At 69.9% G+C, this 16,697-nt stretch carries 17 protein-coding genes; 8 read left to right on the forward strand and 9 right to left on the reverse strand.

Annotation, left to right across the window (positions count from 1 at the left end; genetic code table 11):
* Positions 1–66: 66 nt before the first annotated feature.
* The 5 genes from ASF52_RS04430 to ASF52_RS04450 form a co-directional block, all read right to left on the reverse strand.
* On the reverse strand, positions 67–1,089 hold the full coding sequence (locus ASF52_RS04430) for a zinc-binding dehydrogenase (protein WP_056168272.1): 1,023 nt from the start codon (positions 1,087–1,089) through the stop codon (positions 67–69).
* 17 nt (positions 1,090–1,106) lie between these two features.
* Positions 1,107–2,591: an exopolyphosphatase gene (gene ppx / locus ASF52_RS04435; protein ID WP_056168402.1), complete on the reverse strand. Its 1,485-nt coding sequence runs from the start codon at positions 2,589–2,591 to the stop codon at positions 1,107–1,109.
* 85 nt (positions 2,592–2,676) lie between these two features.
* Entirely contained in the window at positions 2,677–5,073 is a 2,397-nt protein-coding gene (locus ASF52_RS04440) for an RNA degradosome polyphosphate kinase (protein WP_244473691.1), read from the reverse strand.
* Between the two features lie 101 nt (positions 5,074–5,174).
* Entirely contained in the window at positions 5,175–5,888 is a 714-nt protein-coding gene (locus ASF52_RS04445) for a hypothetical protein (RefSeq protein WP_056168412.1), read from the reverse strand.
* A 5-nt stretch (positions 5,889–5,893) separates the two neighbouring features.
* Positions 5,894–6,985 carry an AI-2E family transporter gene (locus tag ASF52_RS04450; protein WP_056168278.1) on the reverse strand — a complete coding sequence of 364 codons (1,092 nt, stop codon included), beginning with the start codon at positions 6,983–6,985 and terminating at the stop codon, positions 5,894–5,896.
* Positions 6,986–7,133: 148 nt separating this feature from the next.
* Between ASF52_RS04450 and purM the strand changes: the two genes are divergently transcribed.
* Positions 7,134–8,201, forward strand: coding sequence for a phosphoribosylformylglycinamidine cyclo-ligase (purM, locus tag ASF52_RS04455; protein WP_056168291.1), 1,068 nt, complete (start codon positions 7,134–7,136; stop codon positions 8,199–8,201).
* Between the two features lie 13 nt (positions 8,202–8,214).
* Entirely contained in the window at positions 8,215–8,877 is a 663-nt protein-coding gene (purN, locus tag ASF52_RS04460) for a phosphoribosylglycinamide formyltransferase (protein ID WP_056168294.1), read from the forward strand.
* 52 nt (positions 8,878–8,929) lie between these two features.
* Here the strand turns inward: purN and ASF52_RS04465 are convergent, their stop codons facing one another.
* Positions 8,930–9,307: a hypothetical protein gene (locus tag ASF52_RS04465; protein ID WP_056168297.1), complete on the reverse strand. Its 378-nt coding sequence runs from the start codon at positions 9,305–9,307 to the stop codon at positions 8,930–8,932.
* A 147-nt stretch (positions 9,308–9,454) separates the two neighbouring features.
* Positions 9,455–9,877 carry a nucleoside-diphosphate kinase gene (ndk, locus tag ASF52_RS04470; protein WP_056168300.1) on the reverse strand — a complete coding sequence of 141 codons (423 nt, stop codon included), beginning with the start codon at positions 9,875–9,877 and terminating at the stop codon, positions 9,455–9,457.
* 222 nt (positions 9,878–10,099) lie between these two features.
* Between ndk and ASF52_RS04475 the strand changes: the two genes are divergently transcribed.
* A complete protein-coding gene (locus ASF52_RS04475; RefSeq protein WP_056168303.1) occupies positions 10,100–10,657 on the forward strand; it encodes a DUF2147 domain-containing protein in 558 nt (185 codons plus the stop codon).
* Positions 10,658–10,710: 53 nt separating this feature from the next.
* Here the strand turns inward: ASF52_RS04475 and ASF52_RS04480 are convergent, their stop codons facing one another.
* On the reverse strand, positions 10,711–11,346 hold the full coding sequence (locus ASF52_RS04480; protein ID WP_056168415.1) for a glutathione S-transferase N-terminal domain-containing protein: 636 nt from the start codon (positions 11,344–11,346) through the stop codon (positions 10,711–10,713).
* A gap of 213 nt (positions 11,347–11,559) precedes the next feature.
* On the opposite strand from ASF52_RS04480, the gene ASF52_RS04485 reads away from it, so the two are divergent.
* The 5 genes from ASF52_RS04485 (at position 11,560) to ASF52_RS04505 (ending at position 15,546) form a co-directional block, all read left to right on the forward strand.
* Entirely contained in the window at positions 11,560–11,808 is a 249-nt protein-coding gene (locus ASF52_RS04485) for a hypothetical protein (RefSeq protein ID WP_056168306.1), read from the forward strand.
* A gap of 102 nt (positions 11,809–11,910) precedes the next feature.
* Positions 11,911–12,327, forward strand: a complete 417-nt coding sequence (locus ASF52_RS04490; RefSeq protein WP_056168308.1) for a DUF4345 domain-containing protein — start codon at positions 11,911–11,913, stop codon at positions 12,325–12,327.
* On the forward strand, positions 12,324–14,336 hold the full coding sequence (locus tag ASF52_RS04495) for an FUSC family protein (protein WP_056168311.1): 2,013 nt from the start codon (positions 12,324–12,326) through the stop codon (positions 14,334–14,336). Before ASF52_RS04490 ends, ASF52_RS04495 begins: the two co-directional genes overlap by 4 nt.
* The gene (locus ASF52_RS04500) at positions 14,336–14,530 is read left to right on the forward strand and encodes a DUF1656 domain-containing protein (RefSeq protein ID WP_056168314.1); all 195 of its coding nucleotides are present in this window, start codon (positions 14,336–14,338) and stop codon (positions 14,528–14,530) included. The genes ASF52_RS04495 and ASF52_RS04500 overlap by 1 nt, the downstream gene beginning before the upstream one ends.
* A 2-nt stretch (positions 14,531–14,532) precedes the next feature.
* Complete coding sequence (locus tag ASF52_RS04505) at positions 14,533–15,546, forward strand: efflux RND transporter periplasmic adaptor subunit (protein WP_056168317.1); 1,014 nt, start codon at positions 14,533–14,535, stop codon at positions 15,544–15,546.
* A gap of 415 nt (positions 15,547–15,961) precedes the next feature.
* Here ASF52_RS04505 and ASF52_RS04510 read toward each other — a convergent pair whose 3' ends face one another.
* Positions 15,962–16,267: a GNAT family N-acetyltransferase gene (locus tag ASF52_RS04510; RefSeq protein ID WP_156629964.1), complete on the reverse strand. Its 306-nt coding sequence runs from the start codon at positions 16,265–16,267 to the stop codon at positions 15,962–15,964.
* Positions 16,268–16,697: the final 430 nt, after the last annotated feature.

Consider the following 16,697-nt stretch of genomic DNA (forward strand, 5'->3'; position numbering starts at 1 on the left):
TCATTTTCTCGCGGGGGTGCACCCGGTCTGCGTCCAACAGCCGGGCGGTCCCGGCGAGACGCTCCGTCACAGGGTGACGAGAATCTTGCCGAACACCTTGCGGGATTCGAGGCGCTCCAGCCCCTGGGCGAAATCGGCGAGCGGCAGGATCGTATCCACCACGGGGGTGAGGCCCTCGGCCATCTTGGCGAGCGACTGGCGGATGTTGGCCATGGAGCAGCCGAACGAGCCGGTGATGCGGTATTGCTGCTGGAACAGCTGCATCAGGTTCATGGTGGTGGAGACGCCCGAGGTCGACCCGCAGGTGACGAGGCGCCCGCCGCGCTTGAGGCACAGGAGCGAGCCGTTCCAGGTGTCGGGCCCGACATGCTCGAACACCACGTCGACGCCCTTGCGCTTCGTCAGCCGGCGGACCTCGCCCTCGAAGCGTTCGTCGCGGTAGTTGATGACGTGGTCGGCGCCGAGCGCCTTGGCCTTCTCCCCCTTGGCGTCGTCGCCGACCGTGGTGAACACCGTGCAGCCGATGGCCTTGGCCATCTTGATCGCCGCCGTGCCGATGCCGGAGCCGCCGGCATGGACCAGGATGCTTTCGCCGGGCTCCAGCTTCGCGTTGTCGAACAGCATGTGCTGCACGGTGCCGAAGGCGATGGGCGCGCAGGCGGCATCGGTAAAGCCGACCCCGTCCGGCACCCGGACCACGAGACGGGCCGGCATGGTCACGAACTCGCGGGCGAACCCATCGATGTGGAAGCCCATCACGCCGGCGACGTTCTCGCAGAGATTGTCGCGGCCCTCCCGGCAGGCCTTGCACTGGCCGCAGGTCTGGGCGCCGTAGAGGGCCACGCGGTCGCCCTCGGCCAGGCCCTCGACGCCCTCGCCGACGCAGGCGATCTCGCCCGAAGCTTCGGCGCCCACGGTGAGGGGCAGCTTGCGCTTGGCGAAGGCCATGCCGCGAAAGCCCCACACGTCGATGAAATTGAGGCCGACCGCCCGGACGCGGATCCGGACCTCGCCGGGGCCGGGGAGAGCCGGGGCCTCGATCTCGCTCACGCGCAGGTCGCGGTCGCCGAAGAGCTGGAGGGCTTGCATGGGGTCTCGATCCGGACTCAGGCGATCACGATGCGGCCGTCGAGGCCGATGACGCGGCCGACGCCGCGGACGCGGTTGAGGATGCGGTCACCCGCCAGGGTCTCGCAATCGGGCGGCATGGTCAGGGTGACGCGCCCCTCCACGACGGCGACGGGAAGATTGCCGAGGCTGCCCGTCATTCCGGCCGTCAGCGGGAAGGCGAGGCGCAGGAGGGCGCCGAGCAGGCGGGCCCGATCGAACAGGCGGGCCCCGGCGAGGTTGCGCAGCATCGGGCTCGCCTTTTCCGGCGCGACGCCCTCGTGGCGGAAGTATACGGCGAGCGCCAGATAGGCCCGACCGGGATGGTCGATGCCGACGAAGGCCGCGTGGGTGATCACGTTGACGCTCTGCTCGCCGCGATAGTCCGGGTGCGCCCGCCAGCCGATATCCGAGAGCAGGCAGGCGGCGTGCCGCAGACGGCGCTCGTCCGCCGTCTCGGGCGCGTCGAGGGAGGCGATGAAGCGGTCGGTCCAGGCGATGAGATCCGTGGCATGCCCCGGCGAGCGGGCCCGCAGGGCATTGAGTTCGGCGGCCGCCACCAGGAGCGGATCGGCCAGCCGCGCGTCCCGGTCGAGCTGCTCGTAGAGCAGGCCCTCGCGCACGCCCGCGGCCGAGACCGCAAGTTCGCGCGGGCGCCCGACCCGGAGGATTTCCTCCAGCACCACCGCCCCGTAGGCGAGCAGTGGCCGGCGGGCCTCGGAGACGCTCTCGACGTCCTGCAGCAGGGCCGCGTCCGTGCGCTCCACCACTTCGAGGAAGTTGAGTTCGTCCGAGGGCTCGACGCTGTAGCCGTGCATGACGTGGAGCGGGTAGCCCCGCGCGGCCTGATGCAGGCGGGCCAGGGCCCGCCAGGTGCCGCCGACGGCGTAGAAGCTGCGTCCGCGCAGGGTCTCGAGTTGGGGGGCGGCCTTCTTCAGGTGCTCGCGCACGATCTTGATGGCCTTCTTGGGCGAATTGCCCGAGAGGTCCTGAAGGGCCAGTCCGCCGAGCGGCATGGTCACGCCCGTGCCCACGGTGGCGCCGCGCACGTCCACGAGTTCGAGGGAACCGCCGCCGAGATCGCCGACCACGCCGTCCGGCGCGTGGAAGCTCGATACGACGCCAAGCGCCGACAGCTCGGCCTCGCGCCGCCCCGACAGGAGCTCGATGGGGTGGCCGCAGGCGGCCTGCGCGGCCGCGAGGAACTCGGCGCCGTTCTGCGCGTCCCGGGCGGCGGCCGTGGCGAGCACGAAGACCCGGGCGACCCGCATGGTCTCGCACAGCACCCGGAACCGCGCGAGGGCGATCAGGGCACGCCGGACGGCCTCCTCGTTGAGGCGACCGGTGGTGAGCACGTTGCGGCCGAGCCCGCACAGGACCTTCTCGTTGTAGAGGGGCGTCGGCGCCCGCGTCAGCCCGTCATAGGCGACGAGCCGCACGGAGTTCGAGCCGATGTCGATGATGGCCACGGGCTCGCGGTGCATCGAGGCCGGCGACGCGTCGGCCCCGGACTCGCCGCGGGGTGGGCCGGCATGGTGGAGGCCCATGCATGTTCCTTCGGCAAGGCGCTCAGGCGCGCTGGGCACGGCGGCTCAGGGCGCGCGGGCTCGATTTCTTCGACGATTTGCCGCGCCCGGACAGGCTCGGATTCGTCATGAAATATTTATGGGCGTTGAACGGTTCCTCGCCCTCCGCCGGCTGGATCCGCTCACTCGCGCCAGACGCCAGTACACGCCAGCTCTGGCGGTTGTCGAGGAGGTTAGCCAGCATGATCTGATCGAGCACCTGCTGATGCACCGTGGGATTGGTGATGGGCAGGAGCGCCTCGACCCGGCGATCGAGGTTGCGGCTCATGAGATCGGCCGAGGAGATGTACACCGTCGCCTTGGGGTGAGGCAGCCCGACGCCGTTGCCGAAGCAGTAGATGCGCCCGTGCTCCAGGAAGCGCCCGACGATGGATTTCACCCGGATGGTCTCCGACAGGCCGGGGATGCCCGGCCGGAGGCAGCAGATGCCGCGGACCACGCAATCGATCTGCACGCCCGCCGCGCTGGCGTCGTACAGGGCGTCGATGATCTGCTGATCGACCAGGGAGTTGCACTTGATCCAGATCGCCGCCGGGCGCCCGGCCTTGGCGTGGGCGATCTCCTGCTCGATGTTCTCGAGGAGGCGGGGCTTCAGGGTCAGGGGTGAGACCGCCATGCGCTCGAGGCCCGCGGGCTCGGCGTAGCCGGTGATGTAGTTGAAGATGCGCGACACGTCGCGGGCCACCACCGGATCGGCGGTGAAGAACGACAGGTCGGTGTAGATGCGCGCCGTGATCGGGTGATAGTTGCCGGTGCCGACGTGGCAGTAGCTCACGAGCTTGTCGCCCTCGCGCCGGACCACCATCGACAGCTTGGCGTGGGTTTTCAGCTCGACGAAGCCGAACACCACCTGCGCGCCGGCCTTCTCGAGGTTGCGCGCCCAGCGGATGTTCGCCTCCTCGTCGAAGCGGGCCTTGAGCTCGACGAGGGCGGTGACCGACTTGCCGAGTTCGGCGGCCTCCGCCAGCGCCGCCACGATGGGCGAGTTCGAGGAGGTACGGTAGAGGGTCTGCTTGATCGCGACCACGTTGGGGTCGCGGGCGGCTTGCGCCAGGAACTGCACCACCGCGTCGAACGACTCGTAGGGGTGGTGGACGGTGAAGTCCTTCTGCCGGATGGCCGCGAACACGTCGCCGCCGCTCTCGCGGATGCGCTCGGGGAAGCGCGGATTGTAGGCCTTGAACTTGAGCTCCGGCCGGTCGATCCCGACGATCTGCGACAGTTCGTTGAGCGCCAGCATGCCCTCGACCATGAAGACCGCATCGGGGCCGATCTCGAGTTCGTCGGCGACGAACGCGCGCAGATCCTCCGACATGCCGGCCTCGACCTCGAGGCGGATGACAATGCCGCGGCGGCGCTGCTTCAGGGCCGTCTCGAAATGCAGGACGAGGTCCTCGGCCTCCTCCTCGATCTCGAGATCGGAATCGCGGATCACCCGGAACGCCCCGTGGCCGCGCAGGGAGTAGCCCGGGAACAGGCGCCCGGTGAACAGGACGATGACCTGCTCGATGGCGATGAACCGCGCCGTGGCGTCCCCGTCCGCATCGGGCAGGCGCACGAAGCGGTCGACCAGGGCCGGCAGGCGGATGAGGGCGCGCAGCACCCGCCCGTCCCGCGGACGCATGAGCATCAGGGCGACGGTCGACCCGAGGTTCGGGATGAACGGGAACGGATGGGCCGGATCGATGGCGAGCGGCGTCAGCACCGGGAAGACGTGGCTGAGGAAGTACTCCTCCAGCCAGGCCTTGTGCTCCGGCGTGAGGCCGGCGGGCTCGACGAGTTCGATGCCGACGCCGAGGAGTTCACCGCGCAACTCGCGCCAGCGCTGCTGCTGGTCGAGCGCCAGGCGCGACACGTCCGAACCGACGCGCGCGAGCTGCTCGGCCGGGCTCAGGCCGTCCTGCGAGGGCGCGACGAGGCCGGCGCGGACCTGATCGTGCAGGCCGGCGACGCGCACCATGAAGAACTCGTCGAGGTTGTTGGCCGAGATCGAGAGGAAGCGCAGCTGTTCGAGCAGCGGGTGGTTGGGGTTCGAGGCCTCCTCCAGAACCCTTCGGTTGAACTGGAGCCAGGACAGCTCGCGGTTGACGAAGCGCTCGGGCGAGTGGCGCAGCGCGAGGCCGGCCTCGCGCACGGTACCGCGGACGTCCGCGGCGGCGGGCAAGTCGGGCGCCGGCTCGGGAAGGGGCGCCTCCACCAGGGGCAGATCGACGTCCGGCCCGGCCTCCGCCGCAAGGGCCGCGGGCCCGTCCGCACCGATCGCGGGCTTTTCCTGAGCGACGCGTTTCGGCGCGGACCGTGTGGCCCGGGGACGGGCCACCGCACGTGTGGTCTCGGCCTCGGCGGGTCCGGTCTCCGGTGCGGTCGCGTCCGATTCCATGTCCGCCAAGTGTCTGTCTCCTGAAAGCTGAGGGGCGGCTTCCTAGCATGCGGGAAGGCGCGGTTCTTGACGGTTCGATGACAGTTTCCGGTCCGCAGCCTCTAATCGTCGGCCTCGTCGTCGGTGGCATCGAGGCCGAGGCGGGCGAGCACGGCCAGCGCCAGGGGCCGGGTGATGCGCCGGCCGCGCCCGAGGGCGTCGCGGTCGAGTTCGCTCACCACCTGTCGGGCGAGGCCGAACGAGCGGTCGATGCGCAGGGCCAAGGCCTCGACCACGGCGAGATCGACCACGAGTTGGCGATCCACGAACAGCTTGACGAGGACGGCGCGCAGGAGCGCATCGTCGGGAGCGAGGATGGTGGCGCCGGGCGCCAGGCGCAGGCGGGAGCGCAGATCCGCCGTCGCGAGGCCCATGGCCTCCACGGCTTGCGCCGCCGTGACGAGAACGGGGCTGCCATGCTCCCGCGCGAGGTTGAGGAGATGGAACAGGGCCGCCTCGTCGCGACCCTCGGGCCGGTCGATGTCCTCGATGACGAGGGCGCCGTTGGAGACGAGGTGCGGCACCCGTGCGGCCTGGACCTCGGCGACGGAGGCAGTCCAGGCATGGGCCCGCGTCGCCCAGATCGAGGCGAGGTGGCTCTTGCCGCTGCCGGGCGGGCCGGTGAGGACGCAGACCGTGTCGGGCCAGTTCGGCCAGGCTTCCACGAGGCCGTAGGCCGCCTCGTTGGCGGGACCGACCAGAAAGTCCTCGCGCCCGTAGCGGGGGTCGGCGGGCAGGTCGAACGCAAGTTGCTTGGGGGGCGCATTCTCGCGGATGGCCATCAGGTCTCACGGTTGGGGAGCAGCACCGGGGAGCCCGCGTGATAGAGCGGACTCTGCAGGTAACGGCTCAGGGCGAAGCGCACCACCACGCCGATGGAGGCGGCCACGGGCACGGCGAGCAGAAGGCCGAGGAAGCCGAACAGCGAGCCGAAGGCCAGGAGCGCGAACATCAGCCAGACCGGGTGGAGGCCCACCGATTCGCCGACGAGTTTCGGCGAGATGATGTTCCCCTCCAGGAACTGGCCCACCGCGAACACCCCGACGGTGAGCCCGATATGGAGCCAGTCGGAATCGGGCCAGAACTGCGCCAGGGCGACGCCGACGGAGAGCAGGAAGCCGGTGAGCGTCCCCACATACGGGATGAAGGTGAGGAAGCCCGCGATGAGGCCGATGAGCACGCCGAAGTTCAGCCCGACCACGAACAGCCCGACGGCGTAGAAGGTGCCGAGGATCAGACAGACCAGGGTCTGGCCGCGCACGAAGCCGGTCACGGCCCCGTCGATCTCGCGACCGAGGCGGCGCACCACGGCGCGGTGGCGCGGCGGCACCCAGCCGTCGAGGGCCGCGATCATCCGGTCCCAGTCGACGAGCAGGTAGAACGCCACCACGGGCGTCACCACGAGGAGCGAGGCGATGGAGATCAGCGCCTGACTGCCCGACCACAGGGATTTCAGGAAGGCGAGGAACCACGTCCCGCCCTGCCCCACCAGGGTGCCGACGGAGGATTGCAGGTCGGTCAGGACATCCGCGCCGCCCATGCGCTGCAGCAGCGGGCCAGCCCTCTCCGTCAGGATTCCCTGCAGCCGCGCGACCATGCCGGGCAGGGTCGCGACCAACGCGGCGATCTGGTTGGCGGCGAGCGGGACGACGATGAGGAGCGCCACCACGAGGGCGACCACGAACATCGCCAGGATCAGGAGCGAGGCCGTGAGCCGCCCGAGGCCGAGACGTTCGAGGCGGTCGGCGATGGGATCGAGGAGGTAGGCCAGCGCGAGGCCGGCCACGAAGGGCAGCATCACGTCGGCCAGGAGATAGAGGAGCAGGACAGCTCCGCCGAGTGCCAGACACCCGATCACCGCCCTGCCGCGCATCGGCCGTCCTCCGTCCCGCACGCCGCCCGTGCGCTCACGAGAGTGGGAAGCCGGTGGGGTGCGGTCAAGGTATGCCGCAGAAGACTCGCGAAGGCGCGCGGGAATGGTTAGAGGTCGCCAAAGAGCGGATCGGAAGAGAGCGGCGCGGATGACCGGCGAGCCCAAACACGGAATGACCTACGCGGAGGCCGGCGTCGACATCGATGCGGGCAACGCCATGGTCGAGACGATCAAGCCGCTGGTGCGCGCCACCCGCCGGCCGGGGGCGGATGCCGAGATCGGCGGGTTCGGCGGCCTGTTCGACCTCAAGGCGGCGGGGTTCCGCGATCCGATCCTGGTGGCAGCCAACGACGGCGTCGGCACCAAGGTGAAGATCGCCATCGAGACCAACCGCCACGACACCATCGGCATCGATCTCGTCGCCATGTGCGTCAACGACATCATCGTCCAGGGCGCCGAGCCGCTGTTCTTCCTCGACTATTTCGCCACCGCCAAACTCGTGCCCGGCGTCGGGACCGACATCGTGCGCGGGATCGCGGCGGGATGCCGCCTCGCCGGCTGCGCCCTCATCGGCGGCGAGACCGCCGAGATGCCGGGCCTCTACGATGGCGCCGACTACGATCTCGCCGGCTTCAGCGTGGGGGCGGCCGAGCGCGGCACCCTGCTGCCGCGCGGCAACATCGTGCCCGGCGACGTGGTGCTGGGCCTGCCCTCCTCCGGGGTCCATTCCAACGGCTTCTCCCTGGTGCGCCGCATCGTCGAGAAGAGCGGCCTGTCCTACGACGACCCGGCGCCGTTCGAGCCGATCCGCACCCTCGGTGAAGCCCTCCTCGAGCCGACCCGCATCTACGTGAAACCTCTGCTCGCCGCCCTGAAATCCACGGACGGGATCAAGGCGCTGGCCCACATCACCGGCGGGGGCTTTCCCGACAACCTGCCGCGCGTGCTGCCCGACGGGGTCGGCATCGCCATCGACCTCGACGCGATCATGCCCCCTCCGGTGTTCGGCTGGCTCGCCGAGATCGGCGAGGTCGCCGAATCCGAGATGCTGCGCACCTTCAACTGCGGCATCGGCATGGTGGTGGTGGTCTCGCCCGACAGCGTCGGCGCGGTGTCGAAGGCGCTGGATCTCGGCGGTGCCTCGCCCGTGCGGCTCGGCCGGATCACGACGCGGGGTCCCGAGCCCGTGACCTTCGAAGGCCGGCTCACGTTTTGACGGTGCCGCGCTGATGACGCCTCCGAAAAAAACCCGGGTCGCGATCCTGATCTCGGGACGCGGCTCGAACATGGCCTCGCTCATCGCGGCGGCCGCGGCGCCGGATTTTCCCGCCGAGATCGTGCTGGTGGCCTCCAACCGGCCCGAGGCCGGGGGCCTCGCCACGGCGGCGGCGGCCGGCATCGCGACGCGCGCCATCGACCACAAGGCCTATCCGAGCCGCGCGGCCTTCGACGCGGCGCTGCACGCCGAACTCGTGACCGCGGACATCGACCTCGTGTGCCTCGCCGGCTTCATGCGGATCTTCTCGGCCGGCTTCGTCGAGGCCTGGGCCGGGCGGATGATCAACATCCACCCCTCCCTGCTGCCCCTGTTCAAGGGCGTGCACACGCACGAACAGGCGTTGGCCGCAGGTGTGCGCCTGCACGGCTGCACCGTGCATTACGTGGTGCCGGAGCTCGATGCCGGGCCCATCGTCGCCCAGGCCGCCGTGCCGGTCCTGCCGGGCGACGATGCCGACGCGCTGGCCGCCCGCATCCTGGTGCAGGAGCACCGGCTCTATCCGGCGGCCCTGGCGCTCATCGCCTCGGACCGTGCGCGCCTCGACGGCGACCGGGTGGTTTTTTCGGACGATGTGAGCCGGGCGGACGGCGCCCTGCTCAGTCTTCGGGATTAGACGGGCTCCGCAGTGGGACGGACCTGCACAGGCGGGTCCGCCCTGCAGCGAATCAGGCCGGGCGCGGCAGCTGGCAGCTGTCGAGGGCCGAGAGCGCCTTGGCGCGGGCCGAATCGTTGAAGTAGCCGGTGGTGCGATAGGCAACGAGTTCGTTCTGGTCGAGGCTCGCCAGGGTGCGCTGGGCGTAGCAGCCGCACGGGCGGGCGAGGGAGACCTCGGACACGTTCTGGAGCCGGGCCTGCGTCACCGTGCAGGCATGGCGCACGCGACCGGTGAGGTTGCTCGCGGTGGCGGTCTTGAGGGCCGGATCGGGCGTGTAGCCGGCGAGCTCGGCCGTCGGGCCGGCCTTGTTGGCGTTGCAGGCGGCGAGCGCAGCGAGGAGGCCTGCGGCGAGCAGAAGCCGGCCGGTGCGCGGAGCGAGGAGGCGCATGGTGTGAGGGGTCCGTGAAAGCGATTCGGGAAACAGCCCGGTTTCACGGAGCCCTGGTGGCCGCGCAAGGGCAGCGCGGCCACAGCGTGGCGGCAAATACCGCCGCGCGCCGCCGCCCCTCGGGACGGCGGTGCGCGGCGAAGGCACTCAGCCGGCGATGTCGGAGTCCTGGAAGAACTGCGCGATCTCGAGCTTGGCGTTCTCGGCGCTGTCGGACCCGTGGACGGTGTTCTCGCCCACCGACTCGGAGAAGGTCTTGCGGATGGTACCCTCGTCGGCATTGGCCGGGTTCGTGGCGCCCATGATCTCACGGTAGCGGGCGATGGCGTTCTCGCCCTCGAGCACCTGCACGACCACGGGGCCGGAGATCATGAAGTCGACGAGCTCGCCGAAGAACGGGCGCTCCTTGTGGACCTCGTAGAACTTCTCCGCCTGGGCACGGCTCATCTGGATGCGGCGCTGACCGACGATGCGCAGGCCGGCCTTCTCGATCACGGCATTGACCGCGCCGGTCAGGTTCCGCTTCGTCGCGTCGGGCTTGAGGATGGAGAAGGTGCGCTCGGTGGCCATGGTTCGTCCGGTTCTGATTCTGTGGCCGGAACTTAAGGCTCCGGCGCCGGGCTTATAGCGGGGGCGCCCCCGCCCCTCAACCCGAGGGTAAAAACCCTTGCCTCACGAGGAAAAACCCTCGGCCATGGCTTGAGCGCAACAGTGCCGGAAATTCGCCCGATTGCGCGGGCTTTCTGGTGTCAACGACACCGACCCCTTCCGCCGTTCGACGGAGACCATCCCATGCGCGTCGCCCTGACTGCCGCCTGCCTTCTTTCCGGCTTCACCATCGCCCAGGTGGTGCCGGCCCTCGCCGCTCCCACCCAGGACCCGTCGGGCACCTGGCTCACCGGCGACGGACGGGCCAAGGTCCGCATCGACCGGTGCGGCCCGGGCGGCGCCAACATCTGCGGCAAGGTGGTCTGGCTGAAATCCCCCACCACCGAGGACGGCGCTCCGCGCACCGACATCAAGAATCCCGACCCGAAGAAGCGCAGCCGCCCTGCCTTGGGCCTTACCCTCCTCGACAACCTCAAGCCCGAGGAGTCGAAATTCTCCGGCGAGATCTACAACGCCGACGAGGGCAAGCTGTACCAGGTGAGCCTGGAGCGTGAGAGCGCCTCCGAGCTGTCGGTCTCGGGCTGCCTCCTGAAGATCCTGTGCGGCTCGCAGACCTGGACCCGGGTGCCAGATGTGAACCAGCAGGCCACCAACGTGGCCGGCGAGGCCGCCGCCCCGGCGCCGAAGCCCGCCGCGAAGGCGGTTCCGAAGCCGGCGGCCAAGGCCGCTCCGGCGGAATAACGGTCCCCAGGGGGCACTGCCCCCCTTGTGTGGAAGGGAGGGTCCCCCCCCTTTCAGATCGCCGCGAACCCGCGCTGCACGGCGGGCCGCGCCAGCATCCGGGCGATCCAGGCCTCGACATTGGGCAGGGCGGCGAGGTCGACGCCCTGCTTCTCGTGGTACTTGGCCCAGGGCAGGATCGCGATGTCGGCGATGGAAATGTCTCCCGCGACATAGTCCCGGCCGTCGAGTTGCCGGTCGAGGACGCGATAGAGCCGCTGGGCCTCCGTGGTGAAGCGCTCGATGGCGTAGGGAATCTTCTCCTGCGCGTAGATGCGGAAATGATGGGCCTGACCGAGCATCGGCCCGAAGCCCGCCACCTGCCAGATCAGCCACTCCTCGACCTTCACCCGTGCGCGCTCGTCGGCGGGGAGGAAGCAGCCGGTCTTTCGGCTGAGGTATTGTAGGATCGCCCCCGATTCGAAGATTGTGATCGGCTCGCCCCCCGGCCCGTCGGGGTCGACGATGGCCGGGATCTTGTTGTTGGGCGAGAGCGCGAGGAAGTCCGGCGCCATCTGGTCGCCCCGGCCGATGTTCACGGGCACCACCCGATAGGGCAGGCCGCACTCCTCCAGCATGATCGGGATCTTCCAGCCGTTGGGCGTGCTCCACGTGTGTACGTCGATGGGTCGTCCCGGAGCGTGTGCCATGCGGTTCATCCCGGCCAAGGTTCGTCGTGCTTCCTGTGCCGGATCAAACCGCAACGCCAGCCGATGGTTGCGGGCGGGGTGCTGGGCGGATCGCGGGCCGGCCTTACATCGGGGAGATTGCTCCGCAAAAGCCTCTTGCCGAACGCTCTGGTTGTGGGTGTGATGCGCCGTGCCCGCCCCATAGGGGCAACACCGCAATCGAGAGTTGTTACGATGCCGTTCCGCTCCCTCCTCCTGGCCTGCCTCGCCGCCCCGCTCCTGCTGTCCCAGCCGGTCTTCGCCCAGGAGAAAGGCACGGCCGCCAAGGAGCCGACCGTGAGCCAGAGTGCGGCGCGCACGCGCCAGAAGACCTGCGGTGCGGAATGGCGGGCGCTCTCCGTCGCCGACAAGGCCGCCAAGGGCCCGAAATGGCCGCAGTACTTCAGCAAGTGCGTGAAGCGCCTCAAGGAACAGAAGGCCTGATCCACAAACACCGGTGCGTCGGGCACCGTAGCGCTTACCCGGGAACGCTTGCCCGTCTGCCCTGTTGGCCGTCGGGCGGCTTGTACGGGACGGGACGGGGCGATGCGGGAACGGCAGGCGTTGCAGCGCGTGGTGGCGGCGGTCGCCCTCGTGCCCGTCGTGTCGGGCCTCTACGGCGTCCTGTTCGGCCTGAGTAGCGGGGGCGGCCTCGTCGATGTCTCCGCCGACAGCCATTACCGCTACCTGTCGGGCCTCCACATGGGCATCGGCATCCTGTTCTGGATCTGCGTGCCGGGAATCGAGGCCAAGGCCGGCCTGTTCCGCTTTCTCACCCTGGTGGTGGCGCTGGGCGGCCTAGCCCGGCTCCTCGGCCTGGCGCTGACCGGCCTGCCGTCCCTGACCATGATGGCGGCGCTCGCCGTGGAGCTCGTGGTGACCCCGCTCCTGTGCCTGTGGCAGGCGCGGGTCGCCGGATCATCCGCGGACGCCCTCGTTCCGGCGGCGTCACGCGTTCCATGAGCGAAGCGACGCAGGACGCGCCCTCCCTCCTCGACCGCACCCTCGCCTTCGCCGACCGAGTGGTGCCGCCGCCCTCCGCCTGGGCCTTCGCCCTGCGGATCTGGCTCGCCATGGTGCTGGCCCTCTACGCGGCGTTCTGGCTCCAGCTCTCGGGAGCCTCCTCGGCCATGGTCTGCGTGGCGATCCTGGCCCAGCCCAAGCGCGGACAGGCCCTGTCGAAGGCGCTCTACCGGTTCGTGGGTACGATCGTCGGGGCCGTGGTGGCCATCGTGCTCATCGCCCTGTTCGCGCAGGACCGGGTGCTGCTGCTGGTGTCGTTCGCGACCTGGCTGATGCTGTGCGTCTTCACCGCCCACTTCCTGCAGGACACCCGGGCCTACGGGGCGATGCTGTCGGGCTACACCGTGGCGATCATCGCCATCGCGCATATCGACGCGCCGCAGGCGGTGTTCGAGGCCGCCGTCGACCGGGTGGCGGCGATCGCCATCGGCATCGTCGCCATCACCTTCATCAACGATGCCCTCGCCTCCCCCAGCACGTGGCGCACGCTGCGCACGCCGCTGGACGGCGCGCTGGAGGCGACCCGGGCTTTCGCGCGCGACACCTTCACGGCAGGCGATCCCGGATCGGAGCGCGCCGGCGCCCTCATCCGCCGCATCGCGGTCATGCGGGGGGACGCCAGTGCCATCGCGGGCGAACTCGACGACGGCCCCAACCGGGCCGCGGGGGCCCGCAGCGCCATCGCGGCCCTCTACGCCATGGCGGCCTCCGCCCGTGCCTTCGGGACCGCCGCCGACCGCGCGCCCGGCCCCGCCGTGGCGGAGGCCCGTGTCCTGTGCCTCGACCTCACCCGCGACGGCGCGCGGGACGCGGCCCTCCGGGCGGCCGAACGCCTGCGCGACGGTCTCGCCGACACCGTCGGGCGCGGGGCCGATCTCGGCGAGGTCCTGGCCCTGCAGCGCGCCGTCGATTTCGCCCGGAACGCCGCCTTCGCGCAGGACGGCGCCGAGGCCCTCGACACCGGGAAGCGTCCCTTGCGCGACGTGCCCCTGCCGACCCATCGCGATTTCCCCGTGGCCCTGCGCGGGGCCGCGCGGGTCGGCATCGCGTTCGGGACGACGGCCCTCCTTCTCATCTTCGCGGGCTGGCCGGCCACCTCCTTCGCCCTTGTCCAGGTGGCCGCCACCTGTGCGCTCTCCTCCATCACGCCGGACCCGAAGGCGTTCGCCCGGGGCGTGCTCATCGGCATGCCGCTGGCCGCCCTGTGCGCCGGACTCGTCCTGTTCGGGCTGCTCGCCGGGGTGCAGGGGTTTCCGCTGCTCGCCATCGCCATCGCGCCCGTGGTGTTCGTGGCCTGCTTCCTCAGCCTCAATCCGCCGACCTTCGGTGTCGGCTTCATCCTGCTGGTGTTCTTCCCCGTCCTGCTCTCGCCCTCGAACCCGCAGACCTACGATCCGCAGACGTTCTTCGCGAACGCCCTGCTGGTGGTGATGGCGGCCCTCATCCTGTTCGTCACCGTGCGGGTGGTGCTGCCGATCTCGCCCTCCCAGCACCGGGCCTTCGCCCTCGATTCGGCACGGCGCGCCCTGGTCGATGCCCTGGCCGGCGAGGGCGGCGATGCCACCACCCGGACCAGCCTCAACAGCGATCGCCTCCTCCAGTTCGCGCAATGGAGCTCGAAGAGCGGCGCCGTGCGGACGGCAAGCCTCGACCGGGCCTTCGATCTCGCCCGGATGGAGGCGGCCGCCGCCCGGGCTCATGCGGAGCTCAGGCGTCTCGCGAGCGACCCCGCCCTCGCGGATGCCGCCGGGGCGGCGCGGCAGGCGATCATGGCCGTGGACCGCCGGGCCATCGAGGCGGCGGCGCACGCGCTGCTGGCGGCCGGGCGGGGGACCGCGCGGACCACGCGCCTCGCCATCGCCCGGGCGGCGAGCGATCTCGCCACCATCGCCAACGTCGCCGTGACGCAGGGGCGGTTCCTGCGCCGCCTCGGACTGAAAGGCGCCTGATGCGTTCGGACCTCGACTTCGGCGGCGTTCTCGTCTCGCCCTTCGTCGCCTACGCCGCCGGCGCCCTGGCGATCCTGATGCTCCTGCGCGTCGCCTTCAACCGTCTCCGCTTCAGCCGCTACGTCGCCAATCCGCCGCTCGCGGAGGCCGGCCTCTACGTCTGCATCCTCGCCCTCCTGATCGTGTTCCTGTGACGATGTCCGACGAATCCCGAGATGCCCGCCAAGACGCAGACCGGAAGGCTCAGCCGGCCAAGGCTCCCAAGACGGTAGGCCGGCCCCGGCGGATCCTGCGCCTGTTCGCCACCGGCCTGATCCTGGCCTGCGCCTTCGTGGCGGCGGCCCTGGTCTGGCAATTCTACGTCACCGCGCCGTGGACCCGCGACGGCCGGGTGCGCGTGCAGGTGGCGAGCGTCGCGCCCCAGGTCTCGGGCCAGATCGTCGAGTTGCGCGTCACCGACAACCAGGCGGTCAGCAAGGGAGACGTGCTCTACGTCATCGATCCGTTCGATTTCGACGTCGCCATCGCGTCGGCCCAGGCCGAGATGGACAACCGCGAGGCCGACCTCCAGGTCAAGCGCACCCAGGCCGCGCGGCGCGAGGCGCTCACCACCCTGTCGACCTCCGTCGAGGAGAAGCAGCAATTCGCCGGCACGGCCAAGATCGCCGAGGCCGCCCTCGCCTCGGCCAAGGCGCAGCTGTCCCAGGCCAAGATCAACCGCACCCGCACGGAGGTGCGCGCGCCCGTGAACGGCCGGGTGACCAACCTGCTCCTGCGGGTCGGCGACTACGCCACCACCGGCACCGTCAACATCGCGGTGATCGACACCGATTCGTTCTGGATCGACGGCTACTTCGAGGAGACGAAGATGGCCCACATCCATGTGGGCGACACCGTCTCGGCGCAGCTCCTCGGTTACGATCCGATCATCCGCGGCCGGGTCGAGAGCATCACGCTCGGCATCAGCATCGCCAACGCGGCGCCGAGCACGCAGGGGCTGCCCAGCGTCGATCCCGTCTACACCTGGGTCCGGCTCGCCCAGCGCGTGCCCGTGCGGGTGCGCATCGAGGGCGTGCCCGCGGGCGTGACCCTGGTGGCCGGCATGACCGCCACGGTCTCCGTGGGGGAGCCGAGCGTCCACGGACGCAACTGGTGGGCGGCCCTGCGCCAGCGCGTCTCGGGCTGGGCGGTCCCGACCCCGAACCCGTGAAGCGGGTGGGATGGGGACGGGCGCCAAGACGTTGATCGTTCAGGACGTTTCGCGGTGCTCCCTCACTCCGACCGGAGACTTTCGACCAAGCCGGCAAATAGGGGGTTGACGCTTCCCCCCGGCAGTCGCAGTCTGTCCTTGTGCTTCGCCAGTCAAGCACAGACAAAGCAACGAGGTGACCAGCAGCGACGTTTGACGTTCGATTGCGGCCAACCCCGAGTGGGAGACGAGCATGACTCCACCCCAGCAGCACGCTGCGGCGACGATCCGGGCTTAATTCGATCCGGATCCGAGCAGCGAAGACACGAATCACGGGACGGAAGCGGTCACCGGGGCGCAGAAGCGGCCTTTACGGCACGACTTCGAACACGCGAAATGCCCCATCTCGACCGCTTCCGCCGCCGGTTTCTCTTGCTCAGCCTTGGCGGCTGAGATCTAAGTTCATCAAGATTTCATCGTAGAAGACGTCGGCGATGTTCAGCGCGCGCAGCTCGATGCCGTATGGCACGAACCCGGCGGCTTCGTAGGGCCGGATCGCGCCGTGATTGGCGGCCTCCACGGACAACCCCACATCGTCCACGCAAGTCTCCGCATAGGCGGTCACGGCCGCGATGAGCGGCATGCCAACGCAGACGCCGCGTGCGTCCGCGCTGACGAAGACGCCCCACGAAGCGCCACCCACAAAGTGCCGTTGGTAGCAGAGCTTGGGCGCCTCGGGCACGTAGAGTGCCGCGCCTCCGACCAGGTCCGCCCTCCCCGCTCCAGGCACCGAATACGGCTTGGATCTCCAGGGGTCACGGCGAACCACGCGAGCGGCTGTCTGGATTCAACCTCCCCTGACGCGCCGAACGCCTCCGGGTGCCGGGTAAGGCATCGAGACGCACGGCGTGGAAAGCCGGCGTATCGGCCGGCCGAGATGGCGGATCGTGAAAGCGGATGCCGGGCTCAACGCGTCATTCCCTCGCGATGAAGCTGGTCTCGTCCCGCTTGCGGCTACCGGATTCACACGACTGCGTTTTTCCAGAAGCAGGGCGCGTCCCTCTCCCCACAAGGGGGAGGAGGGCCGCATCGCGCTGAGATGTGTGGATACAATGGCCGCTGGCGGGGAGAGGGAATGCGCACCGAGGGCCTTCACGCCCACCCGCGCCATC

Origin of the sequence: Methylobacterium sp. Leaf112 (genome assembly GCF_001423295.1) — a bacterium.
Lineage (GTDB): Bacteria > Pseudomonadota > Alphaproteobacteria > Rhizobiales > Beijerinckiaceae > Methylobacterium.